The organism is Nocardia abscessus (genome assembly GCF_015477775.1).
GTDB classification, from domain to species: Bacteria; Actinomycetota; Actinomycetes; order Mycobacteriales; family Mycobacteriaceae; genus Nocardia; species Nocardia abscessus_A.
In genome coordinates this window covers 256,224-270,738 of sequence record NZ_JADLQO010000004.1, presented here as the reverse complement: position 1 = coordinate 270,738, position 14,515 = coordinate 256,224, and the positions used below count along the sequence as shown (strand labels likewise).

Here is a 14,515-nt window from a genome sequence, read left to right as displayed (position 1 = left end):
TATGAGCCGCTTGTTGCGTCCCCGTGCCCTTCGGTGACGTTCCCGGCAATTCCGACTCACACCGCGCAGCGTCGCATGGTGACCGCTTGGTTACCTGGCGTCGTTCATCGCGCGTCCGGATATTCCGCGATGAGGGAGTTGAGGAAGCAGCGGGTGGCCGAGGCGGCCCGTTCGGGATCGCCGTCGATCACCGCGTGCACCAAGGCCGCGTGCTCCTCGGTGTAGGAGTCGTCGGACTTCGACGTCCGCGCGCGGATGACCTGTTCGATGATGGGCAGCAGCGAGTCGTAGAACTCGAGGTACACCGCGTTGTGGCTCGCGACGACGATCGCGCGATGCAACTGGACGTCCGCCTCGATCGCGGCGACCGGGTCCTCATCCCATTTCTCGTCGCGTTCGGCCAGCAGGCGCAGCAGATTCGCGATGTCGGTGTCGTCGCGGCGGCGGGCGGCCAGTGCGGCGGCGGTGCCGTCCAGCGCCAGACGCAGCTCCAGGACGTCGCGTTCCTCGGCGTCGGCGAAGTATTTGCCCAGGGTTCCGCCGAGGTCGGACGCCGCGATGACATAGGTTCCGGAACCTTGGCGTCGTTCCAGCATGCCGGCGTGCACGAGCGCTTGGACGGCCTCGCGCACCGTATTGCGGCCGGTGCCGGTGAGTTCGGTGAGCTCCGGCTCGGTCGGGATACGGGAGCCGATAGACCAACGGCCGGAACGGATTTCGGCACGCAGCTGCTCGGTTACCTGGGCGATGAGGCTGGTGCGCCGGACGGGTTGCACCCCGACAGAGTACCGCCCATCACAAATCGTTGCCGGTCATCATCCGGTCATCCTATGATTTCTCGGTGACTGTCACCCTCCCGGAAATCGCGGCTGGCCCGGAATCCGTCCTGGTCGAGCGCCGTCGACGTGCGCTGACCGAGGGCCGCCTGCTGGTTCTCACCGCCATCGTGATGTCGGCGCTCACCCTGCGCGTCGCGGTCACCGCGTTCAGCCCGCTGGCCGAGCAGATCGGTGCCGAAATCGGCTACGGCGCAGCGGTTGTCGGCGTCTTCGGGATGATCCCCACGGCCATGTTCGCGCTGTCCGGGCTGCTCACGCCGGTGTTGGCGGTCCGGCTCGGGCTGGAGCGCACCGCGCTGATCGCCATGCTGATGGCGGGCAGCGGCATGCTCATCCGGGTGCTGATGTCGGGCACTGCCGAACTGCTGGCCTTCTCCGCGCTCGCACTCGCGGGCATGGGCATCGGCAACGTGGTGATCCCGCCGCTGGTGAAGCGGTACTTCCCGGATCGCCTCGCCGTGATCAGCTCGCTGTACATCGTGATGGTGCAACTCGGCACGGTCGTGCCCGCGTTCGCCGCGGTCCCGCTGGCGCAGGCGCACGGCTGGCGCGTCTCGCTCGGGGTGTGGGGGCTGCTGGGCTTCGCCGCGGCGGTGCCGTGGCTGGTGGTGCTGCGCGGCAGGCGCGGGCATGACGGCGCGGACCGGACGGCGGTGCCGGAGCAGGCGCCCGAGGCAGGCCGCGTGTGGCGCTCGCCGATCGCCTGGGGCATGGCGGGCATGTTCGGCATGACCTCGCTCACCACCTACGCGATGTTCACCTGGTTGCCGAAGATCTTGAGCGAGGCGGGCGCGAGCGCGGGTTATGGCGGCGCCATGGTCGGTCTGTTCGCCGTGGTCGGCCTCGTCGCCGCGCTCACCGCGCCCACTGTGGTCGCCCGGTTCCGCAACCCGTTTCCGGTGGTGGTGGCCTGCGCGGTGCTGTTCTTCGTCGCGTTCGCCGGTCTGCTCATCGCTCCGATGGCCGCCCCGATCCTGTGGGTCGTCGTGCTCGGTCTCGGTCCGAGCACCTTCCCGATGGCGTTGACCTTGATCAACTTGCGCACCCGCACGCCTGCCGGGTCGGCCGCGCTGTCCGGCTTCACCCAGGGCGTCGGATACGCGGTGGCGTGTGTGGGTCCGTTGCTGTTCGGTGTGCTGCACACGGCGACGGGCGGCTGGCTCGTTCCGTTCGCGATGCTCGGCGTGGCGGTGCTGGTGCTGCTGGCGGGCGCTTGGCAGGCGTGCAAGCCGCGCGTGCTCGAAGACACCTGGAGCTGAGTCGCGCGGCCGTCGGCCGGAAATCTCACAGTTCCGGTTGCGCCGCTGTGCGAACGGAGTCAGGATGTGCCCATCTGATTTGTGAAACGTAGCGCGGGTCACACCTCACTGGTCGCCGAATTCCATTTCGGCCTATTCGTGACGCACGGAAACTCTTGTGTCACATGCCTGAAACATTCGCTCGGAACTCACCCCGGTTCGCCGGTAATCGTGAGCAACCGTTGATTTGACGGTCATTTCGCGCAGCATTTCGGCAATACCCATTTCCTACCGTGGGGCCAACCGACTTTGGGAGGCCCCGTTGAGCACGCTGACGCGTAACCGTTTGGGAGCGCTGGGACAGACGAAGATCCGCAGGCCGCACATCGAGCACTGGGATGCGGAGGATGTCGCCGCTTGGGAAGCGGGCGGCAAGGACATCGCCCGGCGCAACCTGATCTGGTCGGTCTTCGCCGAGCACGTCGGCTTCTCCGTCTGGTCGATCTGGTCGGTGATGGTGCTGTTCATGCCGACCGACAAGTTCGGCATCGACCCGGCGGGCAAGTTCTTCCTGGTCGCGATGCCGACGCTGATCGGCGCGTTCCTGCGCATCCCGTACACCGTCGCGACCGCGCGGTTCGGCGGGCGCAACTGGACGGTCTTCAGCGCGGTCATGCTGCTGATCCCGACGCTGCTCACGCTGTACTTCATCAACCAGCCCGGCACCTCGTACACCACGTTCCTCGTGGTCGCGGCGTTCGCCGGATTCGGTGGCGGCAACTTCGCCTCCTCGATGACCAACATCAACGCCTTCTATCCGCAGCGGCTCAAGGGCTGGGCGCTGGGCCTGAACGCGGGTGGCGGCAACATCGGCGTTCCGGTGATCCAGTTGCTCGGCCTGCTGGTCATCGCGACCCTCGGCAACGGGTACGCCTCGCTGATCTGCGCGGTCTACCTGGTGCTGATCGCGGTCGCCGGAGTGGGCGCCGCGCTGTTCATGGACAACCTGCCCAATCAGAAGGCCGATCTGTCCTACATGATCACGGCGCTGAAGGTGCCGCAGTCCTGGGCGATCGCGTTCCTCTACATCGGCACGTTCGGCTCGTTCATCGGCTACAGCTTCGCCTTCGGCCAGATCCTGCAGATCAGCTTCCGGGCGGGCGGCGACACCGCCGCGCAGGCCGCGCTGCACGCCGCGCAGATCGCGTTCCTCGGCCCGCTGCTGGGCTCGCTGGCCCGCCCCTACGGCGGCAAGTGGGCCGACCGCATCGGCGGTAGCCGGGTCACCCTCTACGTCTTCGGCGCGATGATGGCGGCGGCCGTGCTGGTCACCGTGGCCAGCACGATGGCGGACAGCAACAACGGCGTGGCGAGCGGTGCGGTGATGACCGCCCTCGTCGTGGGCTTCATCGCCCTGTTCGTGCTCTCCGGCATCGGCAACGGATCGGTCACCAAGATCATCCCGTCGGTGTTCGAGGCCAAGTCCAGGAGCATGGACGCCACCGCGGCGCAGCGGTCCGCCTGGTCGCAGAACACCTCCGGCGCGCTGATCGGTTTCGTCGGCGCCATCGGCGCGCTCGGCGGCGTGGGCATCAACCTGGTGCTGCGCTCCTCCTACGCCTCGACCAACTCGGCGACCACCGCGTTCTGGGTGTTCATGGCCTTCTACGTGGTCTGCGCCCTGGTGGTCTGGACGGTCTTCCTGCGCCGTCCCAGCGCGCGGCTCACCGAATCCGATGTCGTGGCCGAAGCCGAGACGCTGGTGCTCGAAGCCGAATCAGGCCGCTCCGTGAACGGGAGCGCTCCGTCCCAGTCCGCCGGCTCGTCGGCCCGCGCCTGACCCCCGATCAGTCCAGGAGGACCAACAGATGAACCCCACAGTCGCTCGCAAGACCGCGGTGGTCGTCGGCCATGGCATGGTCGGGCACCGGTTCGTCGAGGCGCTGCGCTCGCGCGACACCGAAGGCCGCTGGCAGGTGATCGTGCTCAGCGAGGAGCAGCTGCCCGCCTACGACCGCGTCGGCCTCTCGTCCTACGTCGGCAGCTGGGACCCGAGCGCGCTCGCGCTGCCCGGCAACGAGTACGCCGGTGACGATCTGGTCGAGCTGCGGCTGGGCCAGCGCGCCGAGTCGATCGACAAGGCCGCGCGCAAGGTGACCACGTCGGCAGGCGACATCCTCGCCTACGACGCGCTCGTGCTGGCCACCGGCTCCTACCCGTTCGTGCCGCCGGTGCCCGGCCACGACATGCCCGAGTGCTTCGTCTACCGCACCCTCGAGGATCTCGACGGCATCCGCGCGGCCGCCGAAGCCGCCGGACCCGGCGCGGTAGGCGTGGTGGTCGGCGGCGGCCTGCTCGGCCTGGAGGCCGCGAACGCGCTGCGCCTGCTCGGACTCACTCCGCACGTGGTCGAGTACAACACCCGGCTGATGCCCGCCCAGGTCGACGAGGGCGGCGGCGCCATCCTGGAGCGCCTGGTCACCGACCTCGGCCTGGAGGTGCACACCGGTGTGGGCACCTCCTCGATCGAGGCGGCCGACAACGGACTGAAGGTCACCCTGTCCGACGAGACGGTGATCGAAGCCGGGCTGGTGGTGTTCTCCGCCGGTGTCCGCCCGCGCGACCAGATCGCCCGCGACGCGGGACTCGAGGTCGGCCCGCGCGGCGGCATCATCACCGATCTCGGCCTGCAGACCTCCGACCCGAACATCTGGGCCATCGGCGAATGCGCCGCCGTCGAGGGCGTGTGCTACGGCCTGGTCGCGCCGGGCTACAGCACCGCCGAGATCGTCGCGGACCGCCTCCTGGGCGGCGCGGGCGAGTTCCCGGGCGCGGACATGTCGACCAAGCTCAAGCTGCTGGGCGTCGACGTGGCCAGCTTCGGCGACGCGCACGGCGTCACCGAGGGCGCGCTCTCGGTCGTGCTGCACGACGCGGCCAAGGGCACCTACGCCAAGCTCGTCGTCTCCGACGACGCGAAGATCCTGCTCGGTGGCATCCTGGTCGGCGACGCCACCGCCTACTCGGCGCTGCGCCCGCTGGTCGGCCGTCCGCTGCCCGCTGAACCGGCCGCGCTGATCTCGCCCGCGGGCGCCGAGCTGGGCGCCGACTCGCTGCCCGACGACGCCCAGATCTGCTCGTGCAACAACGTGTCCAAGGGCGCGATCTGCGGGGCGATCGCCGACGGCGCCTGCGATGTCCCGGCGATCAAGAGCTGCACCAGCGCGGGTACCTCCTGCGGCGGCTGCGTTCCCATGCTGAAGAAGCTGCTCGAGCAGTCCGGCGTGGAGATGTCCAAGGCGCTGTGCGAGCACTTCGAGCAGTCGCGCGCCGAGCTGTTCCAGATCGTGCAGGTCACCGGTATCCGCACCTTCTCCGGCCTGATCAGCAAGTACGGCAAGGGCGCGGGCTGCGACATCTGCAAGCCCACCGTGGCCTCCATCCTGGCCTCCACCTCGAGCGAGCACATCCTCGACGGCGAGCAGGCGGCGCTGCAGGACACCAACGACCACTTCCTGGCCAACCTGCAGAAGAACGGCACCTACTCGGTGGTGCCGCGGATGCCCGGCGGCGAGGTCACCGCCGAGCAGTTGATCACCATCGGTGAGGTGGCCAAGGAATTCGGCCTGTACGTGAAGGTCACCGGCGGCCAGCGCATCGACCTGTTCGGCGCGCGCGTCGAGCAGTTGCCGCTGATCTGGAAGCGGCTGGTCGACGCGGGCATGGAATCCGGCCACGCGTACGGCAAGTCGCTGCGCACCGTGAAGAGCTGCGTCGGCTCGACCTGGTGCCGCTACGGGCAGCAGGACTCGGTCGGCATGGCCGTGCTCCTGGAGAAGCGCTACCGCGGCCTGCGTTCGCCGCACAAGCTGAAGCTGGCGGTCTCCGGCTGCGCCCGCGAATGCGCCGAGGCGCGCGGCAAGGACGTCGGCGTGATCGCCACCGAGAACGGCTGGAACCTCTACGTCGGCGGCAACGGCGGTCTCACCCCGAAGCACGCGGTACTGCTGGCCGGTGAACTCGACGACGAGACGCTGATCAAGTACATCGACCGGTATCTGATGTTCTACATCCGCACCGCTGACCGTTTGCAGCGCACCGCGCCGTGGCAGGAGGCGCTCGAAGGCGGCATGGATTACCTCAAGCAGGTGATCTGCGAGGACAGCCTCGGTATCGCCGAGGATCTGGAGGCGGCGATGGCTCAGCATGTCGCCGGCTACCGCGACGAATGGGCCGCGGTGCTGGACGACGAAGAGAAGCTGTCTCGCTTCGTGTCGTTCGTCAACGCCCCGGAGGAAGCCGATCCGACGATTTCCTTCGATGAATCCGGGGAGCGGAAGGTTCCCGTGCTGCTCGGACTGCCGGAAGTTCCGGTCGCCACGCAGGGGAAATGACCGCTTAACCGCTTGGAAACAGAACGTCGGTACCAATGAGTAAGGCGTTTGGAGGATGACACCGATGACCGTGATCGATACCCCCGGCATTGCCACAGCTACCACCACCGGGTGGACGCAGGCCTGCCGTCTCGACTACCTGATTCCCGGCCGCGGCGTTGCGGTGTTGCTGAAAGGTGGCCGACAGGCCGCCCTGTTCCTGCTCGAGAACGGCATGCTGTACGCCGTCGGCAATATCGATCCGATCGGACGGGCGGCGGTCATGTCGCGCGGGATCGTCGGCGATCGCGGTGGAGTGCCCGTCGTGGCCTCGCCGCTGCTGAAGCAGGCCTTCTCTCTTGTCGACGGGCGTTGCCTGGACGACGAATCGGCGATGCTGCCGGTGTACGCGGTGCGCGTGGACGACGGCATCGCTTCGATTTCCAACGAGCCGGTGTCTGCCGCGCTCGCGTCCTCGGATGGATGAACGCCAATGACAACAGTTGACGCGGGCGCGAGCCTGGCCGGATTCACGGTGGGCATCACGGCGGCCCGGCGGGCTGTGGAGTTCGCCACCCTGCTGGAACGACGGGGCGCGACCATCGTTTCGGCGCCGGCCATCCGGATCATCCCCTTGGCCGACGACAACGAGCTGGAGCGCGTGACCCGGCAGCTGGTCGCCGATCCGCCGCAGATCACCGTCGCCACCACGGGAATCGGCTTCCGTGGCTGGATGGAGGCGGCCGAGGGCTGGGGCCTCGCCGAGGAACTGCGCGAGACGCTGGGGACCACCCGGATGCTCGCGCGCGGCCCGAAGGCCAAGGGCGCCATCCGCGCCGCGGAACTGCGCGAGGAATGGTCGCCCGCCTCCGAGTCCTCCGCCGAAGTACTCGATCACCTGCTCGCCGAGGGCGTCGAAGGCGTCCGGATCGCCGTGCAGCTGCACGGCGCCACCACGGAGTGGGAGCCGGTGCCCGACTTCTGCGAGGTCCTGCGCTGCGCGGGCGCGGATGTCGTGCCGGTGCCGGTGTACCGCTGGGTGCCGCCGGACGACCAGGGGCCGATGGATCACCTCATCGAGGCGATCGTCACCTCCGGCATGGATTGCGTCACGTTCACCAGCGCCCCGGCCGTGGCGTCGATGTTGATGCGCGCCAAGGAGACCGGGCTGCTGGAAGGGCTGCTGTACGCGCTGCGCGGCCGGGTACTGCCCGCCTGCGTCGGCCCGATCACGGCGGCGCCGCTGGAGGAGCTCGGGGTGCCCACCTCGATGCCGGGCCGGGCCCGGCTCGGCGCGCTGGCCCGCCACGTCGCCGAGGAACTGCCACGCCGTGCCAACCGGATCCACGCCGCGGGCCACATCATCAGCGTGCGCGGCGCGTGCGTGGTGGTCGACGGTCAGGTGCGTCAGCTGGCGCCCGCGCCGATGGCCCTGATGCGTTCGCTGGCCCGCCAGCCCGGCCGGGTCGTCTCCCGTGAGGACCTGCTCGCCGCGCTGCCCGGCGGCGGGGACGACACGCACGCGGTGGAGACCGCCATCGCCCGGCTGCGCGCCGGGCTCGGTACGCCGAAGGCGATCCAGACCGTGGTCAAACGCGGGTACCGGCTCGCGCTGGACCCGGCGGAATGTACCGACAACAACCCACGGCCCACCGCGACAGGAGGACCTCAGGTGCCCGGTGTCGGAATTCCGACCCGGGCACCTCGGCACATCCAGACTGCGGGGAGCTGGTGACCGCGCCGGCCTTGGTGCTGGTGGCCCACGGCACCCGCAGCACCAAGGGCGTGCAGATGATCGCCGCGCTCGCCGAGGCCGTGACGAAGGAACTCGGTGCCGGGATTTCGGGGCCCGGCACCGAGACGGGGGAAAGCCCCTGGGTGCGAACCGCTTTCGTCGACGTGCTCGGTCCTTCGCCGTCCGAAGTGCTGCGCGATCTGGTGACGCCGACCGGGGAATCCGTCCCGGCCGTAGTGGTTCCGGCCTTCCTGGCCTCCGGCTACCACGTCTACCAGGACGTGCCGCGCGAGGTGGCCGAGAGCGCGCATCCGGTGGTGGCGGTCACGCCCGCCATGGGTCCGGATCCCGCGCTGGCGCGCATCATGACGATGCGTCTGCGCGCGGCGGGCTGGACCCCGGGCGATGCGGTGGTCTTCGCCGCCGCGGGCTCCTCGGACGCCCGTGCCCGCCAGGATGTCCGCCGCGCGGCCGCACTGCTGGCCGAACACCTCGGCGCTGCGGTCCGCATCGGCTACGTGGCGACCGGTGCGCCGCGCGTGCCGGACGTGGTCGCCGAACAGCGCGCGGCAGGCGCGGGCCGGGTTTTCATCGCCTCGTACCTGCTGGCGCACGGCCTGTTTCAGCAGCGGCTGCACGAGGCGGGCGCCGACGGGGTCGCCGAGCCCATCGGTGTGCATCCGGCGGTGGTCCGGTTGATCGCCCAGCGCTACCGGGCCGCCGCGGACGAAATGGTCCGGGCGCGCGCTCGCTGAGCAGTACGCGGTCGATCGCGCCGCACCGGAGACGTCCGGCGCTGTGCCTCACCGTTCGGCGAATCCGGGACCGGCAGCGCTGATATTCGGCGCCGCCGGTCCGGTCGGCTTCCAGGGCAGTGGTAATCGGTTGCAGGTTTTGCGATCAGTGATGCCTTTTCCCAGTGGCGTAGGCGTTCGTCGGGCCTGAAGCGACGAACTGCGCCCAGGTCTGCTCGCCATCGGGGTGGTCAGGGCAGGTATTCAACCCGGCTCGGAAAGCGCGTCCGACGCGTCCGGGCACCGGCAGCCGGACGATGCGGCGCGGACGCTGCCGGGCGGCCCGCCACACCTCGGCCAACTGCGCCAACGTCAGCACCTCCGGGCCGCCGAAATCGGGAGCGTGACCGAGCGGCGCACCCTCGACCAACTCGGCAACCCTCCGCGCCACATCTGCGGCAGCGACGGGCTGGAAACGAAAATCGGTCGGCAGCGGCGCCATCGGCCATCCCTCGACGGTCTGCAACCCCGCCGCGATCAACTCGTGGAACTGCGTCGCCCGCAGAATCGTGTGCGGCGCGCCGCTGTCGAGGATGGCTTGCTCGCAGGCCAGCTTGTTGCGGTAGTACCGGAACGGGATGTGGTCGATGCCGACGATCGACACGTAGAGCAGGTGCGGGACGCCGCGTGCGGCCCGGAGCAGGTTCTCCGTCTGCGCGATGTCCGGTCCGCCTCGGCGCCGGAAATCCGAGGCCGCGTGCACGATCGCATCGGCTCCCGCCACCGCCTCCGCCACGCCCGCACCGCTGCGCAGATCTCCGACGTGCGTGCCCGCACCCGCGCGACGGGAGAGAACTCGTACTTCGTGGCCCGCTTCGCGCAACCGGCCCACCACGAGCTTGCCCAGCGCACCGGTTCCGCCGGTGACGAGAATCTCGGCCATGAACAACTATTACCGCTGAGGCCCGGTAGGCGGCCGCAAGCTCGCCGTCATGGTGGCGAGTCGCACAGTGAGTTCGGGGCCGACCCGAACGAGCCGGCACATGGTCGATCCAAGCAATCGCCTGTCCGATCCGCCTACTGACCCGGCCCCGCCCGACTCTCGGACGGCTCAACGATCGGCCGAGGCGATAGGGACGGGCGAGCGCGTGAAGGACGCGCGATAGCTGCTCGGTGACACCCCGACGTGGCGGATCATGTGCTGACGCAACGACTCCGCCGAGCCGATGCCGCTGTACCTGGCCACCTGCTCCATCGGCAGCGTGGTGGACTCCAGCAGCTCCCTGGCGCGGTGCAGGCGCTGGTGCAGCAGCCATTTCTGCGGGCTGAGGCCGGTTTCCTCGTGGAAACGGCGAGTCAGCGTGCGAACGCTGGTGCGCGCGTGCGCGCGGCCAGGTCGTCCAGGGACAGCGGCGAGTCGAGCCGTCGCAGCGCCCAAGCGCGCGTGTCCGCGAGTGTCACGCCGTGCTCCGCGGGCAAGGGCGCGTCCACGAACTGGGCTTGCCCGCCGGGGCGTACCGGGGTGACGACGGCGACGCGGGCGGCGGCGTTCGCCACCGTCGCGCCGTAGTCGGTGCGGATCAGGTGCAGGCACAGATCGATTCCGGCGGCTGCGCCCGCGGCGGTGGTGATCGGGCCGTCCTCGATGTACAGCGCGTCACTGCGGACCGACACGTCGGGGTGGTTCGCGGCCAGTTCGTCGGCCAGGGCCCAGTGCGTAGTGGCGGTGCGGCCGGACAGCAGGCCCGCCTGGGCCAGGACGAAGGCGCCGCTACAGATCGAGGTGACGCGTTTGCCCGCGGCCACCGCGTGACGCAGGGCGGCCAGGGTAGCGGCGTCGGTGTCGGCGCGACTGCCGGTGCTCGGCACGACGACGATGTCCGCTTCCTCGATCGCCTCCAGCCCCTGGGAGACCACCACGTCGAATCCGCCCAGCCCGGCGGGCAGCACGCCCGGCACGGCGGTGCACACCACGATGCGGTAGCCGGGCTCGCCGTCCACCATCGCCGCGCCCAGCACCGTTTCCGGCATGGCCAGGTCGAAAGCCTTCACCGGAGGGACCGCGACAACGGCGACAGTCAGCATGGCTCGATCCTTGGGATAGTTGGCAATCCGGCCAGTAGCCTACCCGCTCGCGCGGCGGCAGGCTGAGTAGCACGCGATCGGCGACGGCACGCACGGTGTGCACCGGTCGCGTGAATAGGTCTGTCTCAGAAGGGAAGTCGCATGCCTTCGCATGTCATCGTCGGCCGGGGCGCCACCGCTTCGGCCACCGCGGCGCTACTGGCCGAGTCCGGCGACCGGGTGCGCGTGGTCAGCCGCAGCGGTGCGGGCCCCGAGCATCCGAATATCGAGCGCGTCGCGCTGGACGCGGTCGATACCGCCGCGCTGGCGAGACTCGCCGAACGCGCCGACACCGTGTTCAACATGGCCATGCCCGCGTATCACACCTGGCCGGAGACCATTCCGCCGCTGTTCGGGTCCATCCGTGCCGCAGCGGAGCAAGTCGGCGCGACGTACGTGATGCTGGGCAACCTGTACGGCTACGGCCCCGCCGACGGTCCACTCACCGAGCAGTCGCCACTGGCGGCCACGGGACCGAAAGGACTCGTACGCGCCAGGATGTGGCAGGAGGCCGAACAGGCCCACCGCGCAGGGCGGGTGCGTGCCGTCGAGGTGCGGGCAGGGCAATTCCTCGGCCCCGGCGCGGTCTCGTTGTTCTCGTTACTCGCCCAGCCGAGTATCCGGAACGGGCGGTTGGCGCTGCTGCCGCAGGCGCTCGACCTGCCGCATGCCTACACCGCGATCGGTGACGCGGCCGCGGCGGCGGTCGCGGTCGCGCGCGACGAACGCGCCTGGGGCCGGGCCTGGCACGCGCCCACCATCACCGTGACCGTGCGCGAGCTGGCCGGACGGTTCGCCGCCGCGGTCGGAGCGCCCGAGCCGCAGCTGGCGGTCATGAGCGATCGCGAGCTGACCCTGCTGGCGGTCACCGATCCGTTCTGGCCGGAATTGTTCGAGACCTACCACATGTCGCACGCGCCCTTCACGGTCGACGACTCCGCCATCCGAGACACGTTCGGCCTGAAAGCGTCCGATCCGGACGATGTGTTCGCGGAGGTACTGCGCGCGGCCTGACCGGCGTGGGCCGGACGACCTCCGTTACGGGTTCCAGGGGTCGAGTCCACCATCGGGGTCGAGGTGATCGAGGTTGGCGACCCGCCTGGCCGATCGCATCAGGGCTTCGCGGTTGATATCGGTCGGATTCTCGTAGTACGCCCGGGCCGCGCCCTGGTGCATGGTCGCGACCCGGTGGCCGATCGCCCACCGGGTGTCACGGCCCGCGCCGTCCCACTCGTCCGGGGTGATCGCCGCGCGCAGTGCCCGGTCCGAATGCCAGTTCTGCTCGACCCGCTGCACGAACGCATGATCGATCGGGGCGCCGGGGGCCGGCGCGTTGCTGTGCCGGACGAAGCTGTCCGCCGAGATGACCGCCTGAGCGGCGAAGGCGTCGTGCGCTTCGTGGCCGACGTGGTTGTCGACCGCCCACGCCGCCGCGATCGCCTTCTGCAACGGGGCGAAGCTGTACGGATTCTGCGACGCCGTCGACTCCTGGACGGAGTATGCCGTCAGCGCATGGGTGACCCGCTCGTGGGTGGCGCCGGAGGCGAGCAGCACGGAATGAATGCGTGAATCGGGAACCTTGTTGTCGCGCAGCACTTTCAGGGCGCGGGAGACGCCCAATTGGGTATGCATGCCCCCGGCCGCCGTGGCCGCGGCGACCGCGGCGCCCCGCCAGTTCGTGCGGGCCAGCTGGTGCTCGATGTATCCCTCTTCGCGGCTGGTCAGGATTCTGTTGGTGGAGCGTTCGATCCTGCGTCGTGTGCTCGACAGCGGATTCAACGGATTCACCCTTCCCCCGGCGAGCCATGCCGTCACCGGCGAGGCGTTGACGGCATTCAGCGTGGTGAGTGTGCTCACGAGCCCCATCCCGGGTGCGGCTTTCGCACCGCTACTGCCGCCACCCATGCCTAGGGCGGTGCCGCTGCTGCTCGACGACTTGCCCCCAGCGCCCTGGACGGCCAGACCGAACCGGTTGGCGATCCAGTCGTTGCCGCGGTTGAGGCCACTGCTGAGGCGTTTGAGCTGGAATATCGCGACGATCTCGACGGTGCCCGCGATGATGATCACCGCCATCACCTGGCCGCGAGCCTGCGCGAACAGGTTGCCCATGAACAGTATGTAGACCCCGAGAAAGATGGTGTACGCCGTCATTCGCGCCGCCGCGACAAAGCTGTCCACGACATTGCGGACCAGGAACGTCTGCGTGGGGCCGTACACGAATCCGCCCGCGGCGAAACCGAATATCGACATGAATCCGTGATAGATCGTATCCAGCGCGGCCTTGATGACCTTGAGTCCGAGGTACGTCGCGAAGGCCAACAGGATGCCACCGCAGATCAGCAGCATGAGCCCGGTGGCGACCTGCCCCATGGAGGGGTTCTCGGCCTTGGCGTGCGCGGCGGTGTCCCCGCATGCCTTCAAGCCGCTGATCACCCGGGCGTCGTCGCCGGCCGCCACCCCGGCCGACCACGCGGAGCGACAGGACGGCCGCTGGTCGACGGTATGCCCGAAATTCCACACTTGCAGCGGCTGCCGGGCGAAATTGTCGGCCAGGTCGCTCTGCATCGTCGACACCAACTGGTTCGGATTCGGGTTGGAGTTCCCGTTCAAGCCCGCCGCCACCGAGATGCCCAGATCGCGGCCCTGGGCGAGCAACCCGTGTGAGGACAGCACCTCCGCCAGCGGCTCGGCCAGGAACAGCGGTCCCAGCAACGCCACACCCACCATCGTCACCACTTGCATGGTGGCCTTCGCGTGGTACCCGCGCGCGATGAAATACGCGACGAAGAACGCGCCGATGCTCGCCGCGGTGATCAGCATGATCGGGGTCGCGATCTGTGCCGTCAGAGCATCGGCCACGCCGCGCAACGCCGCACTGAACATGTCCAGCCAACGGAAGCTCAACGCGTAGCCGATCAACCAGATCGCCGTCGTCACAATGGCTATGTAGCCGATGAACTCGAAGCCCAGCACGGCCCACAGGATGGTGGCGCGCGGCTTGAACAGGCTTTCGTCGCCCGTCGCGAACCGATAGTCAGAGAGCAGAACTCCCGACGAGTCGCGAATATTCATCCAGCTGAGCCCGTCGATCTCGGAGCTACCTCGCGTGGAGCCCGCCGCGTCCTGCGCGACAGCCAGCGCGCCGACGCAGCCCGGAAATACGACGAGCGCGAAGAGAATCAGCGCGATCCAGATCACCCGCCTCCGCCAAGCGCTCGCCCCGAAGCGCGACCACCAGTGCGGCACACCGCCGCGGATCGGGAACGTGCCGGGGACTCGGATCGAATTCCGCCTGGACGAACGATGACGGACAGTGCGTGATCGCACCACCGGGGGGCAGATGTGCACGGAGGAGTCCTTATTCCCGTCTCGGGAGCGCAGTCGACTGCGAGCTCTGAAACTGGTTGCGCGCGAGAGGCATCGACGATGCGGGCCCCCGTCTCATGCCCTGTATTACAGTCAGGTACGGAAA

12 protein-coding genes are annotated in these 14,515 nt (G+C 69.0%); 7 read left to right on the top strand and 5 right to left on the bottom strand.

Annotation, left to right across the window (positions count from 1 at the left end; translation table 11 throughout):
• Window positions 1-104: 104 nt before the first annotated feature.
• Complete coding sequence (locus IU450_RS14220; RefSeq protein WP_043696647.1) at window positions 105-776, bottom strand: FadR/GntR family transcriptional regulator; 672 nt, start codon at window positions 774-776, stop codon at window positions 105-107.
• Between the two features lie 65 nt (window positions 777-841).
• Here IU450_RS14220 and IU450_RS14215 point away from each other — a divergent pair, with 65 nt between their 5' ends.
• The 6 genes from IU450_RS14215 (at window position 842) to IU450_RS14190 (ending at window position 8,940) form a co-directional block, all read left to right on the top strand.
• Window positions 842-2,098 (top strand): MFS transporter, encoded by a 1,257-nt coding sequence (locus IU450_RS14215; protein ID WP_324197669.1) that lies wholly within the window; start codon window positions 842-844, stop codon window positions 2,096-2,098.
• Window positions 2,099-2,399: 301 nt separating this feature from the next.
• Window positions 2,400-3,917, top strand: a complete 1,518-nt coding sequence (locus IU450_RS14210; protein ID WP_416382866.1) for a nitrate/nitrite transporter — start codon at window positions 2,400-2,402, stop codon at window positions 3,915-3,917.
• A 28-nt stretch (window positions 3,918-3,945) separates the two neighbouring features.
• Complete coding sequence (gene nirB / locus IU450_RS14205) at window positions 3,946-6,471, top strand: nitrite reductase large subunit NirB (protein WP_195150267.1); 2,526 nt, start codon at window positions 3,946-3,948, stop codon at window positions 6,469-6,471.
• Window positions 6,472-6,535: 64 nt separating this feature from the next.
• A complete protein-coding gene (nirD, locus tag IU450_RS14200; protein WP_195150266.1) occupies window positions 6,536-6,937 on the top strand; it encodes a nitrite reductase small subunit NirD in 402 nt (133 codons plus the stop codon).
• Between the two features lie 6 nt (window positions 6,938-6,943).
• Complete coding sequence (locus tag IU450_RS14195) at window positions 6,944-8,185, top strand: uroporphyrinogen-III synthase (protein WP_195150265.1); 1,242 nt, start codon at window positions 6,944-6,946, stop codon at window positions 8,183-8,185.
• The gene (locus IU450_RS14190; protein WP_195150264.1) at window positions 8,182-8,940 is read left to right on the top strand and encodes a sirohydrochlorin chelatase; all 759 of its coding nucleotides are present in this window, start codon (window positions 8,182-8,184) and stop codon (window positions 8,938-8,940) included. Before IU450_RS14195 ends, IU450_RS14190 begins: the two co-directional genes overlap by 4 nt.
• 145 nt (window positions 8,941-9,085) lie before the next feature.
• Here IU450_RS14190 and IU450_RS14185 read toward each other — a convergent pair whose 3' ends face one another.
• The 3 genes from IU450_RS14185 to IU450_RS14180 all read right to left on the bottom strand — a co-directional run bounded on the left by IU450_RS14185 (window position 9,086) and on the right by IU450_RS14180 (window position 11,004).
• The gene (locus IU450_RS14185; protein ID WP_195150263.1) at window positions 9,086-9,862 is read right to left on the bottom strand and encodes an SDR family oxidoreductase; all 777 of its coding nucleotides are present in this window, start codon (window positions 9,860-9,862) and stop codon (window positions 9,086-9,088) included.
• A gap of 168 nt (window positions 9,863-10,030) precedes the next feature.
• A complete protein-coding gene (locus tag IU450_RS39710; protein WP_228834541.1) occupies window positions 10,031-10,357 on the bottom strand; it encodes a helix-turn-helix domain-containing protein in 327 nt (108 codons plus the stop codon).
• A complete protein-coding gene (locus IU450_RS14180; protein ID WP_228834540.1) occupies window positions 10,276-11,004 on the bottom strand; it encodes a GlxA family transcriptional regulator in 729 nt (242 codons plus the stop codon). Before IU450_RS14180 ends, IU450_RS39710 begins: the two co-directional genes overlap by 82 nt.
• Before the next feature lie 141 nt (window positions 11,005-11,145).
• Here IU450_RS14180 and IU450_RS14175 point away from each other — a divergent pair, with 141 nt between their 5' ends.
• Window positions 11,146-12,057 (top strand): NAD-dependent epimerase/dehydratase family protein, encoded by a 912-nt coding sequence (locus tag IU450_RS14175; protein WP_195150262.1) that lies wholly within the window; start codon window positions 11,146-11,148, stop codon window positions 12,055-12,057.
• Between the two features lie 24 nt (window positions 12,058-12,081).
• On the opposite strand, the gene IU450_RS14170 is transcribed toward IU450_RS14175, so the two are convergent.
• A complete protein-coding gene (locus IU450_RS14170; protein WP_195150261.1) occupies window positions 12,082-14,241 on the bottom strand; it encodes a hypothetical protein in 2,160 nt (719 codons plus the stop codon).
• Between the last annotated feature and the right edge of the window lie 274 nt (window positions 14,242-14,515).